Consider the following 16,606-nt stretch of genomic DNA (forward strand, 5'->3'; position numbering starts at 1 on the left):
TTGTCCCCTTAATCGTTGTCGCTATAGCTGCGGACGTTGCTTGGTTGTTGCATGCGCTGCGCCTTGGCCACTTCCATTGCCACCAATTGTGCTAACGCATTTTCATCCATACCCGGTGCAGCATAAATATTAAAAATTTGCTGCACTGGAGCTGCTGTTGCAGAGACATTTTTGGTACTGGCTGAAATAGATGGACGTTGGTCAAAACTAAAAGCACTGGTATCAAAAAAGCCCAACATATCCTGACTTGCTGTGCCGATTGCATTGCTGGCCAGATGGCTATTGTTTGAGATGCCGTTCGCTAAACCTTGCATGTTGTATGCCCCCAATTGGGCAAAAACACGGGAAGGGGAGTGGATGCCAAAAGCACCTTTTACTGTATTAGTGACTTGAGCTGCTGCAGCTTTGGCTTTACCAATCACGCCTGCAATGCCATTACTGATGCCGTTGGCCAGTCCTTGCATCAGCATTTGGCCAAAGCCTGTAAAGGTACTTGGTAATTGCACCCCAAAGTAATTCATCACCGCAGCAAAGGCGCGATAAAACAGGCCGATCGGAGACCAGTTCAAAATTAAGGTGGTAATTTTTTGGAGGGCAAGCTGAAAAAATAAAACGATCTTTTGTGTGGTCGTCATGCCTGAAGTGCCAATGGAATTCCAAATGTCCGCAAAGAATTGTTTGATGGAACCCCAATTGCGATAAATCAAAAAGGCTGCCGTGGCCAAAAGTCCGATCGCTAAAAATAGAGGGTTGGCCATCATTAAACGACCGACAAAAAAGATGCCTTTTCCAAGCCACATAAAGGCCGAGCCAATCAGCTTGATGATATTAATCAGACCGAAGCCTTTGGCTAGTACGCCAAACGTCAGACGTAATAAAGCCATTGGACCGAGTATGGTCACCAATGCAAGCGATAGGGCACTAAACGCAGCAAGGAGAATCACGATAATGGCAATGGTCTTCATAATGGCATTCGACAATTGAGGATTTTCTTTAGACCAGGCTCCCAATTTTTCAGTCATATCCGTTAAGCCAGTGACGACTTGTTTTAGCTCAGGTGCGATCGCAGCACCGAAGTTCGTCATGGCACTGGTGAAAGTTCCTGAAGCTGCATCCCATAGATTTTTTAACGTACCGAGCTGCTCATTAACACGTTTCTGCAGGTCGGCTTGAGCATTCATTTTTGCTAAGGTTTCGTTATAGCCCGCTTTGCCTTTGTCGATCAGTAGGTTTAAGGCTTGGATAGTTTCTGCATCATTGCCGAACATACCCGATAGGATCGGCAAACGTGCTTCGGTTGAAAGGCCTTTGAGTTTTTCAAGCTGCTTGAACATATTGTCCAGTCCACCGAACTCACCTTTGCCATTGGTAAAGTTCATGGTCATACCTGAACCTTTCAAGGCCTTTTTAATGCCTTTGCTGTCCATCATCGATGCAAAAATCTTACTGTAGGCATTACCTGCAGATTCACCCGCCATTGCTGCTTGATCTGCCATGACCAAGAGGGGAGCCATCGCCTGAGCACCTTTTAAGCCCTCGGCTTTGATGGTTTTCATACCTGCTGATAGTTTGGAAAAACCTTGCAGCATATTGGTGGAGTCGACACCCAAGTAATACGATCGCTGAATCGTATCCATTAAACTGAGCATGTCTTTTTCTGAGGTTTTGGTGGCATCCTGCATTTTTGCAGCAAACTCAGCAGCATCTTCAAAAGGCATTTTCAGTTGTACGGCCAAATAGCCTGCAGCCTGACCTACACCGCCAAGAATGGCTTTATAGCTGATACCTTGCTGGACAAGCTTTGACATCATTAATTGGAAGTCTGCCGTTGTACCAGGAAGTTGTGTGCCTAACTTATTGGCCAGTTCATTGATGGCTGTAAATTCTTTGGCCACTTGGCCATTCGATTGCATCATGGAGACTTTTAAAGTCGTCGCTGCATCTTCTGCTTCAGCAAAAGCCTTGATGGGGACACCTAAAGCACCTGCACCAACTGCAGCTGCTGCACCTGCACGTACTCCAGTGTCAGAGACTTTGCCAATTAAGTCCTGTGCATTTTTATGTTGCTGAACGAGGTCATTGAGTCGTTTTTGACTGGCAACTTGTTTATCGAGTTGAGCTTTCTTGCGTTGTAAAGCTTGCGTCGCTGTATCCACTTTTGCCTTTAAGTCACGTTCATCACGACTCAGGGACTTGGTACTGATACCTGCCTGATTTAAGCCCGTACGAAGCATTTGCAATTGCCGAAGCTGATCATGCTCTGCCTGTTTTAAATCCTTAACCGTTTGTTTGGCTTTTTCAAATTCTTTGGTCATTGCCCGAGTAGGTTTGGCAACATTGGCATGTGCTTGGGCAAGTTGAGCAACGGTCTGCTGTGCCGATTCTAAGTCCTTTTGAGTACCTTTAAGTGCACTGGATAAACGACGGAAAGAGGTAATATCAGATTGAGACTTGCTCAATTTCTTTAATTCTTCGCGTTGGGTACGCAAGGCATCTGAGGTCTTTTCACTTGAACCCATGATGTCTTTAAGTGGGGCAGTGGCTTTGTCCACCAGTTCTAACATGGCTTTTAGGCTAATTTGACTCATTTGCTCTCTGTTTCCCAACGTGCCCGCGCACGTTCATGCCAGTCCATCAATTCATCCAGTTCATAGTCATCACAGACGTCGGGTGTCCAACCGAACACCACGGCTAAATCTGCAATAATTTCATCGACACTTATTGGAAGTCTTCGTCCTCGGCCTTCACAAAAAAACCGATCACTTCCTTTGACAACTTGGTGAGATCTGAAGGTGCCAGTTCATACACGTCATTTTCAGTCATGGTTGGTGTGGTAATACGCGGAGCCAGTTTTGCCAAAGTGTCGACATCGAGTTGCAACACGTTCACCAATGTGAGTCCACGAAGGGCACGGGTTTTGGGTTTACGGATCACGATTTCAGTAACGGTCTGTTCACCGCGCTTAAAGCCTTCGTCAAAAGTGATGGTGCGGAGGTTCGGGTCTAGAATCGTGTCTTGGTTTTGTTGTTGTGCTTCAGGGGTCATGTCATATGCTCATTAGAAATATTAGGGAGAGGGAATGCCTGGTCTTATAGACCAAGCAATTCTTTGATGCTTTTGGCTACATCCGTTTCACCGAAACGTTCAGTACCATTAATGAAATCCAGTTCGACTTCGACTACACCATCCACTTCCATGCGGTAATAGGTATAGTTGTAAGACATTTTGATTTCTGTCTTTTCGCCATTTTTGGAATCACCAGGATCAAGTTCAATCGCTTGGCCACGGGTATAAATTTCTACAATTTGCGATGTGCAATTGTCCTGACGTTCATACATTCCAACAAAACGGACAGGCAGATCCGATGTGCCACAGACACCTAACTGGCGGTACTGTTTTATATCAAAGCCTGCATAAACCACTTCACCTTCAAGCTTTTCATAGCCCATTGACAGTGCCACATCACCAATCATGCCTGCGCCACGAAAGTCCTCGGTTTTCTTGGTGATTTTGGGAATGGTGACGCTTTCTGCGACACCTGCCCATGAATGTGTATCTACGAACACATTAAAATTTTTCAAAGTACGTGGAAGCATTGCATCCAGCTCCTATACGTTATGCCGCGTTATTGATGAGTTGATCAAAGTTGACCAAATAACGGTCGGTAATGCGTTGATTGAGACCTAAGTTTTCCAGTGTTGGAACTGGGGTGTAGTCGTAGTCAATCCACATCAAACCTTGCGATAAGTTTTCAATAGTATTTTCAGCAGGGTCATACCAAACAGAAGCCCCAAGCAGGCGCTTGGCATTGACATGCTCGGTCAATTTGGCATTGATCGAATCAATAATGTCTTTGGCCAAGAAAGGCGTAAGCGGTTGGTCGACAAATGGAAAACAGCCATTAATGATGGTGTCTAACAAGAACTGTGCAGTTCGGGTCGCCACTTCAAAAGCAAAGCGTGGATCGTCTGAGCAATTGTGGTTACCCCAAAAACGAGCACCATCATGCAAAATCATGGTGGTGATATCTTTACTGTTGAGATAGCCCGCATCGGTATCGGGATCTTCAAGATCCCATGTAATCGGCTGACTAATGCCAGTCGGACCGACGACTGGAATATTTGAAAGCGATTTATGCCAACCGACTTTTTTGTCAGTTTCTGCACGTAGCGCTGCAGCAACAACGGCAGCGGTTAAAATGCCTGGTCCGTATTTAAGAGCCATAATTAAAATCCTGGGAACATAGACTCGCCAAGTGAAACAAGTTCCACAGGACTAGCGAGTGGAAGGCCTGTGTCTTGGTCAATAAACAGAGGGAATATGTCTTGTTCTTGTTGGGAGTTACGTTTTAAGACAATTCGAATGAGGCCATGTGCTGATAAACCGTTTCCACCAGTCACGTAGTTAGCTACAGCTTGAAAGTGCCCGATACCACCGCCAGCATCAACAACACGAATAGGCGGTATGTAATTGGCTACAATTTTTTTAACGAGATCAAAAAAGACGGCACGGGAGTCAGCTTGCCCCATTGTGTTGACGAATTCGTTACTCTCGATTTTATTGCCTTGAATATAGAGGTCGTAGGTTAAATTTCCGCCATCAATATCCGTTTGCTGAATATAAATCTTTGTCGGACTTAAGACCGTATTTGTATCCTCCCCAAGCAGTACATTGCCACTGGTCCATTCAGGCCAGATCAATTCAATTTCTCGAAATGCCAACATATTTCGGAAATTCACCACATCTTCAGGATCTTCAAAAACCACGCCATCAGCATCACGCGGAGTGATATAAGAATAAGCGCGTAATTTTTTACAGATTGCACCTAAGGCGTTTGCAACATCGATGGTTTCAGTATCAGAAACACAAATAATCTTCGGGGTGATGCCTAATTGTGATTTGACGGTGAGCAAGGCTTGTAAGCCAGTACGTTTGCCATTGTCTGCGGTAGTACCAATCACGACTGATTGATCAAATTCACCCTCTGTATATGGATCAGCAATACGAATCACGACCAAGGTTGGAGAGGTTATTGCGCTAATGATTTCTAGGTTTTTTCGTAAATTTCCCATTGCACCGGCTTTGGGTAAAACACGGTTGACCGAGGTAACCAGTACGGGGGTATTGAGCGGAAATGCGTCTTCATCTGCATCATCTGCATAGGCAACCATCGCCATAATATTGGTATCAGAATTGCGAATTGGAATTTTTCCAGCAGCGGATTCTCGCGCTGTAATACCGTGGTGAAACTCTGTCATGATGACTCCATAAAAGTTGAATTACTTTTGAAATCATCATGAATTGAAGGGCTATCTTTTGCTATGAAGGCAATCCTGAATAAGCTTTAATCAGGATTTTAGAATTTTAATTCTGACTCCCATATTGCGTCCATTTCATCATCTGTAATGTTTAAATCATTCATAATCACCAAGATAAAAGGGTCGGTTCGGTTGTAATAAGTGGCTCTGTTATACGCAATTTGAACGGGTAGACTGGCATGAGTATCGATGTAGTCCTTAACTAATTCATACTTGCCCTCCTGATACAGTTTAATTTCAAAGTCAGCGGGCTTGAGAAACGGCATTTGTAATCTTTTTTCAGTTTGCGTAAGCACGGGATTCAAATGCAGGAAAACCTCATCTTCAGTTAATCTAATCATCCCATCTGTGATTAAATGATCTTGAGAACCATCAGGCTCAAATTCATATATTCGTCCATCTTTTTTAAAAAAATTTCTCATTGCTCCACCCATCTCGAAATGTCTGATCCTGTAACTTCATATTCTTTACCCGGGTTCACGACGCCAACCATAGTGGAAGAGTCGTAGTAATTATTTGCTGCTTGGATTTCAGATACGATGACGCCATCTACAATGATCTCGTTACGAGCACTGTTGGAGCTGCCACCAAAGATGAAGACAAATCTTGGTGTAGGATCAGTGTTGGTATATACCGTATTTAAAGCACGAAGAGCGGTGACATCAACGGGTGACCTTGTTCCTAATGTGGGCAAGTTAATGTCTTGTGTTCCATCAAATTCAATGCCATTGATCATGCGGGCTGTTTCTAATTTGGATGCACTGACAGCATTTTCATCTTTATCTAACTTGTGGTCTTGTAGATGTTTAGCCTGCTTGGCAGAGACGGGTTTATCAGCATCTTCACTCGTTAAATTGTCGATTACATCTATGACTTTGACATAGTTACGTGCTACCCATGCTTGGGTTGCAGTAATAATATTGGGATCGATAGTCAAATTAATCTTGTTGGCAGCTTCGCCTTTGATGTCGATTGAAAATGAAAGTTCACCACCTGCACCATCTTCAAAAAGAGACTTATAGCCACCATGGTAATTGCCAATGTACACCAACTGGCCAGTTTCATCTGTCAGTCCAATTTCATGGATATTAAAGCCCCCAATGTTCGCCCCAACAGTGGCGGTGACACGAACAATATTTTCAACTTTTTCTAGATTTTGAATAAGGACGCTGGCTTTTTGATTGACCAAATGCGTACGGTCAATTGCAGTCAATGGGTCATAGGGGACGCCATTGGCATCGCCAATCACTAAGTTTTTTAAATTGAGTGGGGTAGACTCATGCGCTTGGGCAATGAGATCCGAGCCATAATTGGTCAAGGTCAAATAATATTTAGAGGGCATATGTTTTCCTAAATTGCTTCCATATAAACCGTTTCACCCGTGACGCATGCACCACCCAGCCATAAATAGCCTTCGGACTGAACATGGGCAGAAATGGAATAGTTATCCCGCGCAGATTTGGTTGCCTCAATTGCGGTTTGTACTTGTAAAAGTTGATCAATACTGAGTAGATGGAGTGGATCAATAATCACCACGAATGAAAAAGGTTGGTGCTTGGGGGTAAATTCGTACCATGCTTTGATTTGGAAAAACGTGACTACGGTACCGAGCAGGCTTTTAATTGACGATCGTGTTCCGCGCTGTGCATTAAAGGATTGGCTTTGTTGGATCGCATTTCGCTTTTCTTGCTCACTCCATTCAGGTAACCAATATTCGACACGGTGTTGCCATGCAAGCCACGGTAAATGAGCAACAGGACAACGATCAATACGATGTAAATCGACAAAAGGTACTGGAAGGTTGGAAATCTTTTCACCAAGCTGCTCTATGTTTTTTTCAAGTTTGGTTGCATTGGGAGGCAATAGTTTAGACATCGCGGAACTCCACAATATTGATTGTGACCTCTGTGCATTTTGAATATTTATTCTTCGGCAAAATAATATCTGTAGCTGGACTATTCAGAAGGACATTTTGAACACCACCTTGATGCAATGCATGAAACAGTCCGCTGCGGGCAACGTCATAACCAAGTGAAGAAATTGTTTCAATATACGCTTGAGCATCCGCTTCAGCAGCTGCTTTAACCACGGCAGAATCAGGACCAGGGAAAAGCACCAAGGTCGCGTTCAATTGCCATTCATGTGGTGTGGCTGCTTTGATATCGACTTCATCTGTAAAGGGACGACGCGTATCAGGATCAAGCGATTGGTCTACCACATCCAGTAAGGTTTGGGGTGCAACCTCATCCATATGGCTTTGAACCCAAATGTTGACATGACCTTCTTGTGGCGTTTCGACGGAGATATCTTTGACATGGCCATGCGCACTGAGTCCCCAAAATTGATACGCTCCAGTTGATCCAGCCGACATGCTTTCAGGCTGTAAATGTGTCCGACGACGTAAATCCTCGTCAGATTCCATCACTGCATCAATAGGGGGATTTGCATTGGGTTGTGCAGGGATAATTGTTTTTCGATAGACATCTCGGTTTGCAGCTAAATGGTCTAAATCCGATCCTGTTGCGTAGGCCAGCATGAGCGCTTTGGATTTAGCATTGATTTGGCCAGTTTTAAGCAAAAGACGATAGGCGAATGTTTCGAGCACTTTAACAATCGGTTCACTTTCAAAATTAAGTGCCTCGGCAAGCTCAGGATCACGCGCCAAAATATCATTTTTACACTGCTGAAGTTCATCCTCAAAATCGAGCTGCTCGAGGACGTTTGGAAAAGGGAGTGATGAAAGATCGACGCGATTGAGAGAACTCATGCAGCAGCTCCAATAGTAAAGGCTTGAGAAAATGCTTGTTCACGGTATTGGCTGATGTAATTTCCAATGATGGTAATGTCCCAAGCACTGGCCTGATTTGTACTTGAAACTTGAACTTGCTTAATTTTGATACGCGGTTCAAAACGAACGACCGCTGTCGCTGAAGCATTCATGATTTTAAGTTTGGTAAAGTTATTGCAGGGTTGGTCAATCAGATCAGGTACCAGTGAGCCATAGTTTCGACGGCACAAACGTGTACCAATTAAAGTCGTTAAAAGATCATGCAAAGATTGCTGTAAATGAGCAGGGAGCTGGCCATCATCTGAAATAGCTCTGCCTGTATGACGAGACATACCTTTAACCATTGGACTCGCCTCCAGTTGGGATTGGTTTGGCCGTTTGACCATTTCCGTTCATGACGTTGCCATGAGGGTGATTGATCAAACTCACATTTTTTGCGATAACGTCGACAGCCGATGAAATTGTTTCTTCTGCATGCACTGTTCCAGTAAAGACTGTTTCAGGCACATCAAAAACGCATTTGCTGAGTTTGAAAACTGCTTCGCCTGAAGCAATATTGACCTTAAAAAAATACTCACCGATTTGTACAAATACTTCATCGGGATCTGTACTTGGAGGTGGGAATGTTTCAGAGAAAAGGCTGATTTGTGGTACCGCACTGGTGAGCTCACCGCCTTGTGCTGATACGGAAAATTGCTCTCCTAACGATGGGCATCGCCAAATTTTGACGATGCCTGCAGCCATCGTTGGAATGGGAATCCAATCCGTTTCATTTTCATCAATTTTTAAGCGCATTTTCCATGCAGATGCATCGACGGCAATGACTGTACCGATGCAAGCGAGATTCTGAAACTGGCGTAAAAGTTGATTATTCATGCTCATATAAACGTAAATTGCCCATGACCGAAATCATGGGCAATTTAGTTTTAAAGTGCGAGGAGCTATATCCTGTTTAACGTTTATTCAGGATTTTTCATTTTTAGAGAAAGGTGAGCAAAGTTTGCTGATTTGATGCGTTGATAGAAAATTTTAACGAGACGATTTTGTGCTGTTAAATTATTATTCATGATGATGTAGCCTTGTATTCAATTGGTTTTTATTCCACCCTACGCCAATGAGGTGGCAGACCGAACGAAGTTGGCGTACCGTTGAACGCAAAGCAAAGACGGTGGACACAAGATCCCATCGTACGATCTACTATAGCGAGGTATATCAAATCTACAGACAAAAAAATACCACTTCAGCAGTGGATTGTCTGCTTCATATTCAATTTCGAGATGCCAATCTCGACCACCATGTGGCTGATAGTTTTATATTTCCTCAAAAATTGATAGCATGTCAACATTGTTATATTTTTCTCAAAATAAACCTTTCTAAAATCATTAGAGTAAACAAGTATGTCAATCCAAGTTTATGATTTAACATATGATAATGTTATTCAGAGTAATTTTGTTGTTGCATCTACAACTTATAGTTTTGCAATAGATAAACTGTCTCACTTAATTGATAAATTAGCCATTCAAAGAAGATTATTAGATTCAAAAATTTATCAAAGATTAGAAGCAGATTTAAAAGTTGGTTGTATAATGCCACCAATCACAGTTGCATTTGTTGAGAGTCGGGATTTAAAAGGAATTGATATTTCTGAAATAACTGACTATGTGAATAGGAATATTGATCAAGCCTTTATATTGGATGGTATTCAAAGGCTTAGCACATTACAAAGGATAGAGGCAGATATACCTGACAATATAAAACAAAGTGGATTAATAGTTCTCAATATTCTTATATGCCCATCTATGGATAATTTACTGTATCGAATGATTACGCTAAATAATGGGCAAAAACCAATGACACCCAAGCACCAAATAGAAATTTTAACTGTAAATGATCCACTGTTTGAAAGTTTTGAAGAGAAGATATCAACTGAAAGAGAAGGTTATCGTAAAGATTCTATTGGTCGTGCTGATATTGTAAAAGCATATTTAGCATTTATAAGCAACTCTACTAATATTGATAATAATAAGATTATTGAGAGTAAGTTGGAAGAGCTTATTGCTGAAAAAATAATGGAATCATTCGAAGAAAAACAAATTGATTTTTCTAGTGTCATAAATTTAATATTTTCTTTTATTGATAGTGATGATACGGCTGAAACATTAAAGTGGTTTAGAGTATCTAACAATTTAATAGGCTTTTGTGTAGGCGTTAGAGATTCATTTTCCAGTCTTGATGAAGAGTCAGTAGAAGGATTTAAAGATAATCTGGAAAAATTTGATGAAGTTTTTAAAAGTTTTGACTCTTCAAAGATTAAATTAGGGATGTATAGACGTAATGCTGTAAAAGAGTTTATTTCAAACTATGAGACACTTAAAGGCAAAAGTGTTAATGAAATTTTAGACTTTGTATCATCTAATATATAAGGAACACTTTTGTGTTAGAAAGATTTGAAGCTATAGAGTGTTTCTCTTCGAGTGTGTTAACTAGTTTACCAGAAAAGTTAATTTTAAAAGATGACCCTGATGTTGCAATATTTTATAACCTGATTTTAATTAGATTGCTTACTGGTAACTTAGATATCTATTGTAATAAGGAAGAATTAAATTTAGAGCAAAGATTTAACTTTTATGAATTACCTGGCTCTATTCAACCTTTAAATCAGAACTTAGGGGGGTATTTTAATATTACTAATCAAGAATTAGCAGATTGTATTAGTGCTAATGTAAATAGAGCTTTATATAAAGAACTTTTTTTTGAGTTTTGCTCGTATTTTTTTGCAAAACAGAAGGGAAATAATGAAACTGCTTTTATTCATATATACAGAATTCTAGAAAGAATTTCATATGCTTTTCCATTAATTTGGGCTTCTAAGCAAAATGATTATTATGGGACTTTTGATAAATTGAAGAAGTTTTTTGAGAAGAAAGATGCTAAAGAATTAAATGCATTTAAAATGTTTCTGTCCTCATTCTTGGGTTCTACACTGCTGTCAGTCAACTCGGAAATTAATTTATTTTCAGTTGAAGATGACTGGAAAGCTTTGCATTATCAGTCATTAATTAGTTTAATTGGCGAAGATAATGCTGAATCTTTCCTAGAAAATGAGAGAGTAACAATAAAAAATAACTTAGTTATAGACCTTATAGTTAATGTTAGAAATAAATATTTTCACGCTTTAACTGGCAAAGATCAAAGCTTTACCTCTGAGCATTTAATATGCCCAAATGAGTTTTTTGAATGTATAAATAGCGTGTGTATAAGCTGGTTGGCATTTATTGTTGTAGAAGTAATTAAAACTGACTTGAGAGTTTAAATATTAATTAAAAAATAATTAATTTCTGATTTAATCCAGTTCTCATCATCCTTACTAAAACCCACCAACTTCCGTATTGGGTATTGAGTGGGTTTTACATATTGATTAGGCTTAATATTCTCGCCCTCTTGGTGAACTTTGGCTACAAAAGCAGTACGTCCACCAAAACCGACGGCAGCATGGTCAGATGAATATTCCGTTTTAAGATGCTTGCCAATGTTTTGAAACAGCGCACCTTGACGCTTAATCCGACCGATCTGATTGCGCTTGCGTGGAATAAATCGATAGCCATCAGGATCACGCTGCTGCTTGATTCGATCACGATGTCGAATTCTTAAACCTTGAGCCAGTCTACGCATTAACTCTCGTCGTTGTCCTGGTTCTAAACGCAGGGCAATTTGGTCAAGCCAATGGTTTAATCCAACGATCGCATCCACTTATTCAGTTCCTACTGGGACAAATTTATCCAGGTCATCACTCCAGACCATTTCGGGGCAAACATGGTACCCATTTTCACCCGCAACAATTTTGTCTCGTTGTGGGAAGTCAATTTCAAGGTCAAAGGTATTGGTATCAATAATTTCGCTGCTAAACGAAATTTGAATGTCCTTTTTTGCTGCATCCAAATGCAGATTTTTAGACTGTAGCCAATGACGTACTAACATCAGGACTTGAACTGGATCACCGCGATAATCCAATAATAAAATCCGTACTGTATATTCCATATAGCCTTGAGCTTGGTTGCCATTTACGATGAGTAAATGGCATTTGTCTTGGCTCATTTCAGGCAATTTTTCTGCAAGAAATGATTTCAAGGGAATTAAAGCTTTCATACTTTAATTGTCCAATGCTGCATAAAGAAGTTGATCAGCGGTGCGATTTGTCCAGCCTTTGCCATAGCGTTGCCAATTGCTTAAACTGGTGTAATGCTTGAGTTTTGCAGCATTGAATTTCAACAAAACATCATTGAGATCTGCTTTTTTGATGGCTTTAATGGTCATCGGACCAATGATCCCATCTTCGGCCACATTGACCGATTTTTGCAGTTTACGCTTAGCCGTTCCCATGCCTGCATTGACGGCAAAATCCCAAACCTGAAACACAATTGCGGGATGAAGGTCATCGGCATTTATGCGATCCCACCAATCACGCTTATAAATCGCTTTGGCTTGATCTAGGGTTAAGTTTCGGATGTCTAAATCAGGATAAGTCATGGCTGAAATGCCGTAATTAGTCCCTTTACATTGGCCTTTACCAATCACTCCCGTTGTCCAGTTACCGCGATCTTTGGGATCTTCCGTAAATTTACCTTCATGGCCAATCAAGCGATCAAATGCTGTATCAAAAGTAAGACTCATATTTTGAGATCCTTATTTGAATAGTGCTGAAAAGGCTGCTTTCACTTCAGCGATAATTTCACTGACTGTTTTGCCTTTCCATAACTGTAAAGATTGATACCAAATGCCGATCATCAACATGCCAAATACTGCAAAAATCAGCATGACAAAGCCTTGCGACATCAGCGAGTAAGAGGTGAGTTGGTAATATTCAATAAATGCTGAGCCACCGTACAAGCTAATGGCCACACTGATGGTGAATTTTAAAATCACACCTACGGTGATCTTAATTCGACCTTCTGTATCGATGTCCCCACTTAAAATCAGTGCCAAAATTGCACCTAAAATGGCAGCAGCAATTTTTAATAACCACGGTAATCCTTTAATTGAAATCGGATCATTCATTGATTTCCCCTTCGGGGCTGTTATGCGCTCTAACATAACTTAATCCCATAATTTAAGTGTTTGGGTGGTAGATGTTGTTATCGCTTCAGGTAAAACCACAGCTTGGTGCTCAATCAAAATGACGCTTTCAAGTGTTGGATTTAATTCAATCAAGTCTGCTAAAACCTGAACCGGGTTATTCGGAAAATAACGGGTAGCAATTGAATCAAGCGTGTCCCCTTGGATGGCATAAACTGTATTCATACCAGTTTGATCCGATTGCGTTTTTGGTTGGTTAAGTCAGCGATCGTGTGGTTGACCACTCGACGTAATGACTGCGTTTTTGCTTGTTGGTTTTCACCGCGCGATTGACCTGTCGTGGTGGTATCAAAATCCAAATTGTCTTCACAAATCAGTGCTGCTGCTTCATAGCAAACAGCACGTTTGTATTTGCGGATCTGCGCTTCAGTCTCAATTTTTAGCAACAGGACTTGATCATTGATCATGTCCATCGCCAGTGTGATTTTTTCAGCAAGCAGATCCTGACCTTTGGACTTGTCTAAACGAACCGTTCCGAGCAAGTCTGTGATACTGACGTTTGGACGGTCAGCTTCAGGGTTTTGCACCACCTGTTCAGAAACGGATTCATTTAGCAACATGATCCTTACTCCGTAGGCTTAGTGTCGGTGGACGCAGGATCAGACTCAGCAGCTGCCGAAACAGTCGTTGAATCTGCCTGCGAGCCGACAGTGGCGTCGGGAGACGACTCGGTTGATTGCTTTTTCAACAGTTTTTCTAGTGCTGTAACTTCTTTTTTACAGCCGACTTTACTGTTGAGTCGCAACGCATTTTTATAAGCATTTAGGGCTTCTACAGGTTGAGCTTCGTTAAGAGCATCACCTAATGAACGGAAAATTTTGGCGCGAACTTGATCGACCATCTGTTCTCCGACGCCAAGATCAATGATTCGCTGAATCACTTCCGCATTTTCAATGGCGAGGTCAATATCGTCATTAAAATCATTGGCACATTGCTCAGTAACAAATTCTGCAATTCCACGGCTATGACCTTCGGGCATCACCATGTCATTTAGCAAAGCATACTCAGCAATACGGACGGCTAATTCATATTGCCCCGCATCGACTGCCCAAATCATTAAGGTCACCAGTGAGGTGTTTTGAGCCGAAGGTGAAATAGCGAGGCAGCCGTCGATATAGCCATAATATTCAGGTAACCATTGCTTTTTCAGCTCGATTTTGTCTTGCACCGATTTATTGTCTTTCAACTGATTCAAATGATTGAATAAGCGAAGATCAATATTTGCAGTAGGTGATTCAGGTAATGTTACATTTACTGATTGGTCGCCTTCAGGTGAACCAGGATCATAGCCCATGATCATTCGTTTTTTTAACAAACGAGGATCAGCACTGAGCGCCATTTTTAAACGCTTTTCAGCTAATTTTTTTTCACGATCTTGACGCATTGAATTTGACATTAGGCTGTTACCTCAATGTTTTCGATGAGGACGCATTTACTGTAGTCTTCGACCACAAAGTCTTCATTCACAGATTGGAAGTCAACCGCGCGATCCCATTCAGGTTGCTCGACGATAGAACGATTCAAGGTGCCTGACTGCAGGTAGATTGAAAGGTTTTTCGGTGTCGTGATGAGGATTGTTTTCGCAGGGAAACTAGGCACATGCATTGCAGGTAAAGTGCCAAGCTGTTTATTGGCATAAATGGTTCGCGCTGCCAGCTGCTCGGTTGGATCTTGAATGGTATTTAACAGAGGCAGATATTTGTCACTCAAAATGCCACGGCCACAAATGGCAATCAGACCACTTTCACGGTGCTGTTCAGCAATATATTCTTCAACGGCAAACTCTACTAAGCCATCGACAGTTTTGAACTCATGCGTTGCACCGATCGCAGTGACCAATTTGCCCGTACCATCGTCCTTACCTTCATAATGTTGCTCAGGAGCAAGGTCACGAATTTTTTGTAGCCAACCTTTTTTCACGTCTTGCAACATTGGATTAGCCACGCGGTCAGATGACGCAGCTCGGTAAAGACCATTAAAACCAATACATAATTTGTCGAGTGCAATAGCAACGATGACCATCGATTGAAGCATTGATTTGAAATTCGGATGATGTTTCCACGCATTTAACAATGACCAGTAATAAGCCACGTCATAGTTGGTTTGGGTACAGTCATACTCATCCAGTAAATCTAGATTTCCAACTGGAACTGGATTGCGCGGTTTGACTCGCGTATCCGTGGTACCTGCAATGCGTGTCCCAATTTGCAGACCGATTTTTTCGCCTTTGGCATTATCAACAGGGAATACGTTAATTTGTTTTAAGAAGTCCGCTGCTTCTTGGTATGCCGCAATAATCTTTTGTTCAGGAACGGGCTGAACCGCAAATGTATGACGTGCATCTTCAACATTATTGGCACGTGCAATGTCTGCGATATAAGAGGTAAGTTTTGTCCGTGCAACTGGACTGAGAACGACTGCCATAATTGATTATTTCCTAGATGATTGAATTAGTATGCAACTTGGTCGGTATCACCACCGCTTGCAGCGGGAGGTAGATTCACAGCAGTAGTTGAGAGCTGAGTAATCTGCGTTTGCATACCTTGAAGCGACTGAAGAATCGGTCCTAATGCTTGGTTGAGTTGGTCTTGTACGCTATTTGCACCAGGCACAGATTGTTCAACTGGGGCAACGGGCGTAGTGGTTTGTTGGACGGGTGCAGCAGCAGGTGGGGCCGATAATTTGCTGAATTTTTCATTCAGGTCTTTAATACCGTTTAAAGCCGTCACTAACCCTTGAGTCACCACTGCTTGAAAGTCGTCAGGCTGGGCAGGAATTTTCGGTTGGTTTGGGGTGAGCAAGGTTTTAAGCTGCTCAAAAAAGCCTTTTTGATCATTTGGAACTGAAGTGTCTTGATCAGTTGGAGCTGTCAGGGACATAAAAATCTCCGCGTTGGGTTGAGTGCATAAGGCAAATTGATTCGATGAAAATTTAATGGGTTCTGTACCAAGCGAAGCAGGGGTATCCGTCAAACCAAGGCCGACTTGATAGGCAATGCCCGTCCCTGCAAAGTTGCGATAGAATTCAATCGATGGATAAATTTTCTGACCTTTTTTATTCATGGCCACAAAGTTCGGCAGGGCTGAAAGGGTGTTATAAAGCACCCATTTGCCATCTTCTTGTACAGCTTCAACTTTGACGACGTCGCCATAGGCATTGAAAGGTGGTTCAGGTGACCATCCTGAATAATGCTCGAGGTTGATTCGTGCACCATATTTTTCCAGACTGTAACTTGCACCCATTTGCTGAATTTCTTGTCCAGTGAGTTCTCGTCCATCGACTGTTTGACCTTCAAGAGCCACACGAAAGCGTTTTTCTACACGTCCTTCACCTGCAAGTCCCATATAAATTTCCATCTATGTTTCTG

General features: G+C 41.8%; 23 protein-coding genes. 2 read left to right on the forward strand and 21 right to left on the reverse strand.

Features of this window, described 5'->3' with window-relative positions; genetic code table 11:
* Window positions 1-8 precede the first annotated feature (8 nt).
* The 12 genes from F946_RS15505 to F946_RS15560 form a co-directional block, all read right to left on the reverse strand.
* Complete coding sequence (locus F946_RS15505; RefSeq protein WP_004984382.1) at window positions 9-2,588, reverse strand: phage tail tape measure protein; 2,580 nt, start codon at window positions 2,586-2,588, stop codon at window positions 9-11.
* On the reverse strand, window positions 2,585-2,722 hold the full coding sequence (locus tag F946_RS15510; protein ID WP_322783416.1) for a GpE family phage tail protein: 138 nt from the start codon (window positions 2,720-2,722) through the stop codon (window positions 2,585-2,587). The genes F946_RS15505 and F946_RS15510 overlap by 4 nt, the downstream gene beginning before the upstream one ends.
* The gene (locus F946_RS15515) at window positions 2,719-3,045 is read right to left on the reverse strand and encodes a phage tail assembly protein (protein WP_004984384.1); all 327 of its coding nucleotides are present in this window, start codon (window positions 3,043-3,045) and stop codon (window positions 2,719-2,721) included. Before F946_RS15515 ends, F946_RS15510 begins: the two co-directional genes overlap by 4 nt.
* Window positions 3,046-3,089: 44 nt before the next feature.
* A complete protein-coding gene (locus F946_RS15520) occupies window positions 3,090-3,596 on the reverse strand; it encodes a phage major tail tube protein (RefSeq protein WP_004984386.1) in 507 nt (168 codons plus the stop codon).
* Between the two features lie 19 nt (window positions 3,597-3,615).
* A complete protein-coding gene (locus tag F946_RS15525; protein ID WP_004984388.1) occupies window positions 3,616-4,224 on the reverse strand; it encodes a phage tail sheath C-terminal domain-containing protein in 609 nt (202 codons plus the stop codon).
* Between the two features lie 2 nt (window positions 4,225-4,226).
* Window positions 4,227-5,258 carry a phage tail sheath protein gene (locus F946_RS15530; protein WP_004984390.1) on the reverse strand — a complete coding sequence of 344 codons (1,032 nt, stop codon included), beginning with the start codon at window positions 5,256-5,258 and terminating at the stop codon, window positions 4,227-4,229.
* Between the two features lie 98 nt (window positions 5,259-5,356).
* Window positions 5,357-5,740, reverse strand: a complete 384-nt coding sequence (locus tag F946_RS15535) for a hypothetical protein (protein ID WP_004984392.1) — start codon at window positions 5,738-5,740, stop codon at window positions 5,357-5,359.
* Window positions 5,737-6,660 (reverse strand): phage tail-collar fiber domain-containing protein, encoded by a 924-nt coding sequence (locus F946_RS15540; RefSeq protein ID WP_004984395.1) that lies wholly within the window; start codon window positions 6,658-6,660, stop codon window positions 5,737-5,739. Before F946_RS15540 ends, F946_RS15535 begins: the two co-directional genes overlap by 4 nt.
* An 8-nt stretch (window positions 6,661-6,668) precedes the next feature.
* Window positions 6,669-7,193 carry a phage tail protein I gene (locus F946_RS15545; RefSeq protein WP_004984397.1) on the reverse strand — a complete coding sequence of 175 codons (525 nt, stop codon included), beginning with the start codon at window positions 7,191-7,193 and terminating at the stop codon, window positions 6,669-6,671.
* Window positions 7,186-8,085 carry a baseplate assembly protein gene (locus F946_RS15550; RefSeq protein WP_004984399.1) on the reverse strand — a complete coding sequence of 300 codons (900 nt, stop codon included), beginning with the start codon at window positions 8,083-8,085 and terminating at the stop codon, window positions 7,186-7,188. The genes F946_RS15545 and F946_RS15550 overlap by 8 nt, the downstream gene beginning before the upstream one ends.
* A complete protein-coding gene (locus tag F946_RS15555; RefSeq protein WP_228128120.1) occupies window positions 8,082-8,438 on the reverse strand; it encodes a GPW/gp25 family protein in 357 nt (118 codons plus the stop codon). Before F946_RS15555 ends, F946_RS15550 begins: the two co-directional genes overlap by 4 nt.
* Before the next feature lie 4 nt (window positions 8,439-8,442).
* Window positions 8,443-8,982, reverse strand: coding sequence for a phage baseplate assembly protein V (locus tag F946_RS15560; RefSeq protein WP_228128121.1), 540 nt, complete (start codon window positions 8,980-8,982; stop codon window positions 8,443-8,445).
* A 521-nt stretch (window positions 8,983-9,503) separates the two neighbouring features.
* On the opposite strand from F946_RS15560, the gene F946_RS15565 reads away from it, so the two are divergent.
* Together F946_RS15565 and F946_RS15570 are read left to right on the forward strand one after the other, a co-directional pair.
* On the forward strand, window positions 9,504-10,529 hold the full coding sequence (locus tag F946_RS15565; protein WP_004984409.1) for a hypothetical protein: 1,026 nt from the start codon (window positions 9,504-9,506) through the stop codon (window positions 10,527-10,529).
* An 11-nt stretch (window positions 10,530-10,540) separates the two neighbouring features.
* Window positions 10,541-11,419, forward strand: coding sequence for a hypothetical protein (locus F946_RS15570; RefSeq protein WP_004984414.1), 879 nt, complete (start codon window positions 10,541-10,543; stop codon window positions 11,417-11,419).
* Here the strand turns inward: F946_RS15570 and F946_RS15575 are convergent.
* The 9 genes from F946_RS15575 to F946_RS15615 are packed head-to-tail and all read right to left on the reverse strand — an operon-like array spanning window position 11,416 to window position 16,595.
* Window positions 11,416-11,856 (reverse strand): phage virion morphogenesis protein, encoded by a 441-nt coding sequence (locus F946_RS15575; protein WP_004984416.1) that lies wholly within the window; start codon window positions 11,854-11,856, stop codon window positions 11,416-11,418. The genes F946_RS15570 and F946_RS15575 overlap by 4 nt on opposite strands.
* Entirely contained in the window at window positions 11,857-12,252 is a 396-nt protein-coding gene (locus F946_RS15580; protein ID WP_004984419.1) for a phage tail protein, read from the reverse strand.
* A gap of 3 nt (window positions 12,253-12,255) precedes the next feature.
* Complete coding sequence (locus tag F946_RS15585; RefSeq protein WP_004984421.1) at window positions 12,256-12,777, reverse strand: glycoside hydrolase family 108 protein; 522 nt, start codon at window positions 12,775-12,777, stop codon at window positions 12,256-12,258.
* A 12-nt stretch (window positions 12,778-12,789) separates the two neighbouring features.
* Window positions 12,790-13,161, reverse strand: a complete 372-nt coding sequence (locus F946_RS15590; protein ID WP_035327245.1) for a hypothetical protein — start codon at window positions 13,159-13,161, stop codon at window positions 12,790-12,792.
* Window positions 13,162-13,200: 39 nt separating this feature from the next.
* On the reverse strand, window positions 13,201-13,404 hold the full coding sequence (locus F946_RS15595; RefSeq protein WP_004984424.1) for a tail protein X: 204 nt from the start codon (window positions 13,402-13,404) through the stop codon (window positions 13,201-13,203).
* The gene (locus F946_RS15600; protein WP_004984426.1) at window positions 13,401-13,799 is read right to left on the reverse strand and encodes a head completion/stabilization protein; all 399 of its coding nucleotides are present in this window, start codon (window positions 13,797-13,799) and stop codon (window positions 13,401-13,403) included. The genes F946_RS15595 and F946_RS15600 overlap by 4 nt, the downstream gene beginning before the upstream one ends.
* A 5-nt stretch (window positions 13,800-13,804) precedes the next feature.
* On the reverse strand, window positions 13,805-14,635 hold the full coding sequence (gene gpM / locus F946_RS15605) for a phage terminase small subunit (RefSeq protein WP_004984429.1): 831 nt from the start codon (window positions 14,633-14,635) through the stop codon (window positions 13,805-13,807).
* Window positions 14,635-15,663 carry a phage major capsid protein, P2 family gene (locus F946_RS15610; protein ID WP_004984432.1) on the reverse strand — a complete coding sequence of 343 codons (1,029 nt, stop codon included), beginning with the start codon at window positions 15,661-15,663 and terminating at the stop codon, window positions 14,635-14,637. The genes gpM and F946_RS15610 overlap by 1 nt, the downstream gene beginning before the upstream one ends.
* Before the next feature lie 26 nt (window positions 15,664-15,689).
* Window positions 15,690-16,595, reverse strand: coding sequence for a GPO family capsid scaffolding protein (locus F946_RS15615; RefSeq protein WP_228128122.1), 906 nt, complete (start codon window positions 16,593-16,595; stop codon window positions 15,690-15,692).
* Between the last annotated feature and the right edge of the window lie 11 nt (window positions 16,596-16,606).

This window comes from Acinetobacter johnsonii ANC 3681 (genome assembly GCF_000368805.1).
Taxonomy (GTDB): Bacteria; Pseudomonadota; Gammaproteobacteria; order Pseudomonadales; family Moraxellaceae; genus Acinetobacter; species Acinetobacter johnsonii.

What these genes read in the sequence shown, in the direction of transcription:
- F946_RS15505 (WP_004984382.1), bottom strand. Translation starts at nt 2,588, where the DNA reads ATGAGTCAAATTAGCCTAAAAGCCATGTTAGAACTGGTGGACAAAGCC.
- F946_RS15515 (WP_004984384.1), bottom strand. Translation starts at nt 3,045, where the DNA reads ATGACCCCTGAAGCACAACAACAAAACCAAGACACGATTCTAGACCCG.
- F946_RS15520 (WP_004984386.1), bottom strand. Translation starts at nt 3,596, where the DNA reads ATGCTTCCACGTACTTTGAAAAATTTTAATGTGTTCGTAGATACACAT.
- F946_RS15525 (WP_004984388.1), bottom strand. Translation starts at nt 4,224, where the DNA reads ATGGCTCTTAAATACGGACCAGGCATTTTAACCGCTGCCGTTGTTGCT.
- F946_RS15530 (WP_004984390.1), bottom strand. Translation starts at nt 5,258, where the DNA reads ATGACAGAGTTTCACCACGGTATTACAGCGCGAGAATCCGCTGCTGGA.
- F946_RS15535 (WP_004984392.1), bottom strand. Translation starts at nt 5,740, where the DNA reads ATGAGAAATTTTTTTAAAAAAGATGGACGAATATATGAATTTGAGCCT.
- F946_RS15540 (WP_004984395.1), bottom strand. Translation starts at nt 6,660, where the DNA reads ATGCCCTCTAAATATTATTTGACCTTGACCAATTATGGCTCGGATCTC.
- F946_RS15545 (WP_004984397.1), bottom strand. Translation starts at nt 7,193, where the DNA reads ATGTCTAAACTATTGCCTCCCAATGCAACCAAACTTGAAAAAAACATA.
- F946_RS15550 (WP_004984399.1), bottom strand. Translation starts at nt 8,085, where the DNA reads ATGAGTTCTCTCAATCGCGTCGATCTTTCATCACTCCCTTTTCCAAAC.
- F946_RS15555 (WP_228128120.1), bottom strand. Translation starts at nt 8,438, where the DNA reads ATGTCTCGTCATACAGGCAGAGCTATTTCAGATGATGGCCAGCTCCCT.
- F946_RS15560 (WP_228128121.1), bottom strand. Translation starts at nt 8,982, where the DNA reads ATGAATAATCAACTTTTACGCCAGTTTCAGAATCTCGCTTGCATCGGT.
- F946_RS15565 (WP_004984409.1), top strand. Translation starts at nt 9,504, where the DNA reads ATGTCAATCCAAGTTTATGATTTAACATATGATAATGTTATTCAGAGT.
- F946_RS15580 (WP_004984419.1), bottom strand. Translation starts at nt 12,252, where the DNA reads ATGAAAGCTTTAATTCCCTTGAAATCATTTCTTGCAGAAAAATTGCCT.
- F946_RS15585 (WP_004984421.1), bottom strand. Translation starts at nt 12,777, where the DNA reads ATGAGTCTTACTTTTGATACAGCATTTGATCGCTTGATTGGCCATGAA.
- F946_RS15590 (WP_035327245.1), bottom strand. Translation starts at nt 13,161, where the DNA reads ATGAATGATCCGATTTCAATTAAAGGATTACCGTGGTTATTAAAAATT.
- F946_RS15595 (WP_004984424.1), bottom strand. Translation starts at nt 13,404, where the DNA reads ATGAATACAGTTTATGCCATCCAAGGGGACACGCTTGATTCAATTGCT.
- F946_RS15600 (WP_004984426.1), bottom strand. Translation starts at nt 13,799, where the DNA reads ATGTTGCTAAATGAATCCGTTTCTGAACAGGTGGTGCAAAACCCTGAA.
- gpM (WP_004984429.1), bottom strand. Translation starts at nt 14,635, where the DNA reads ATGTCAAATTCAATGCGTCAAGATCGTGAAAAAAAATTAGCTGAAAAG.
- F946_RS15610 (WP_004984432.1), bottom strand. Translation starts at nt 15,663, where the DNA reads ATGGCAGTCGTTCTCAGTCCAGTTGCACGGACAAAACTTACCTCTTAT.
- F946_RS15615 (WP_228128122.1), bottom strand. Translation starts at nt 16,595, where the DNA reads ATGGAAATTTATATGGGACTTGCAGGTGAAGGACGTGTAGAAAAACGC.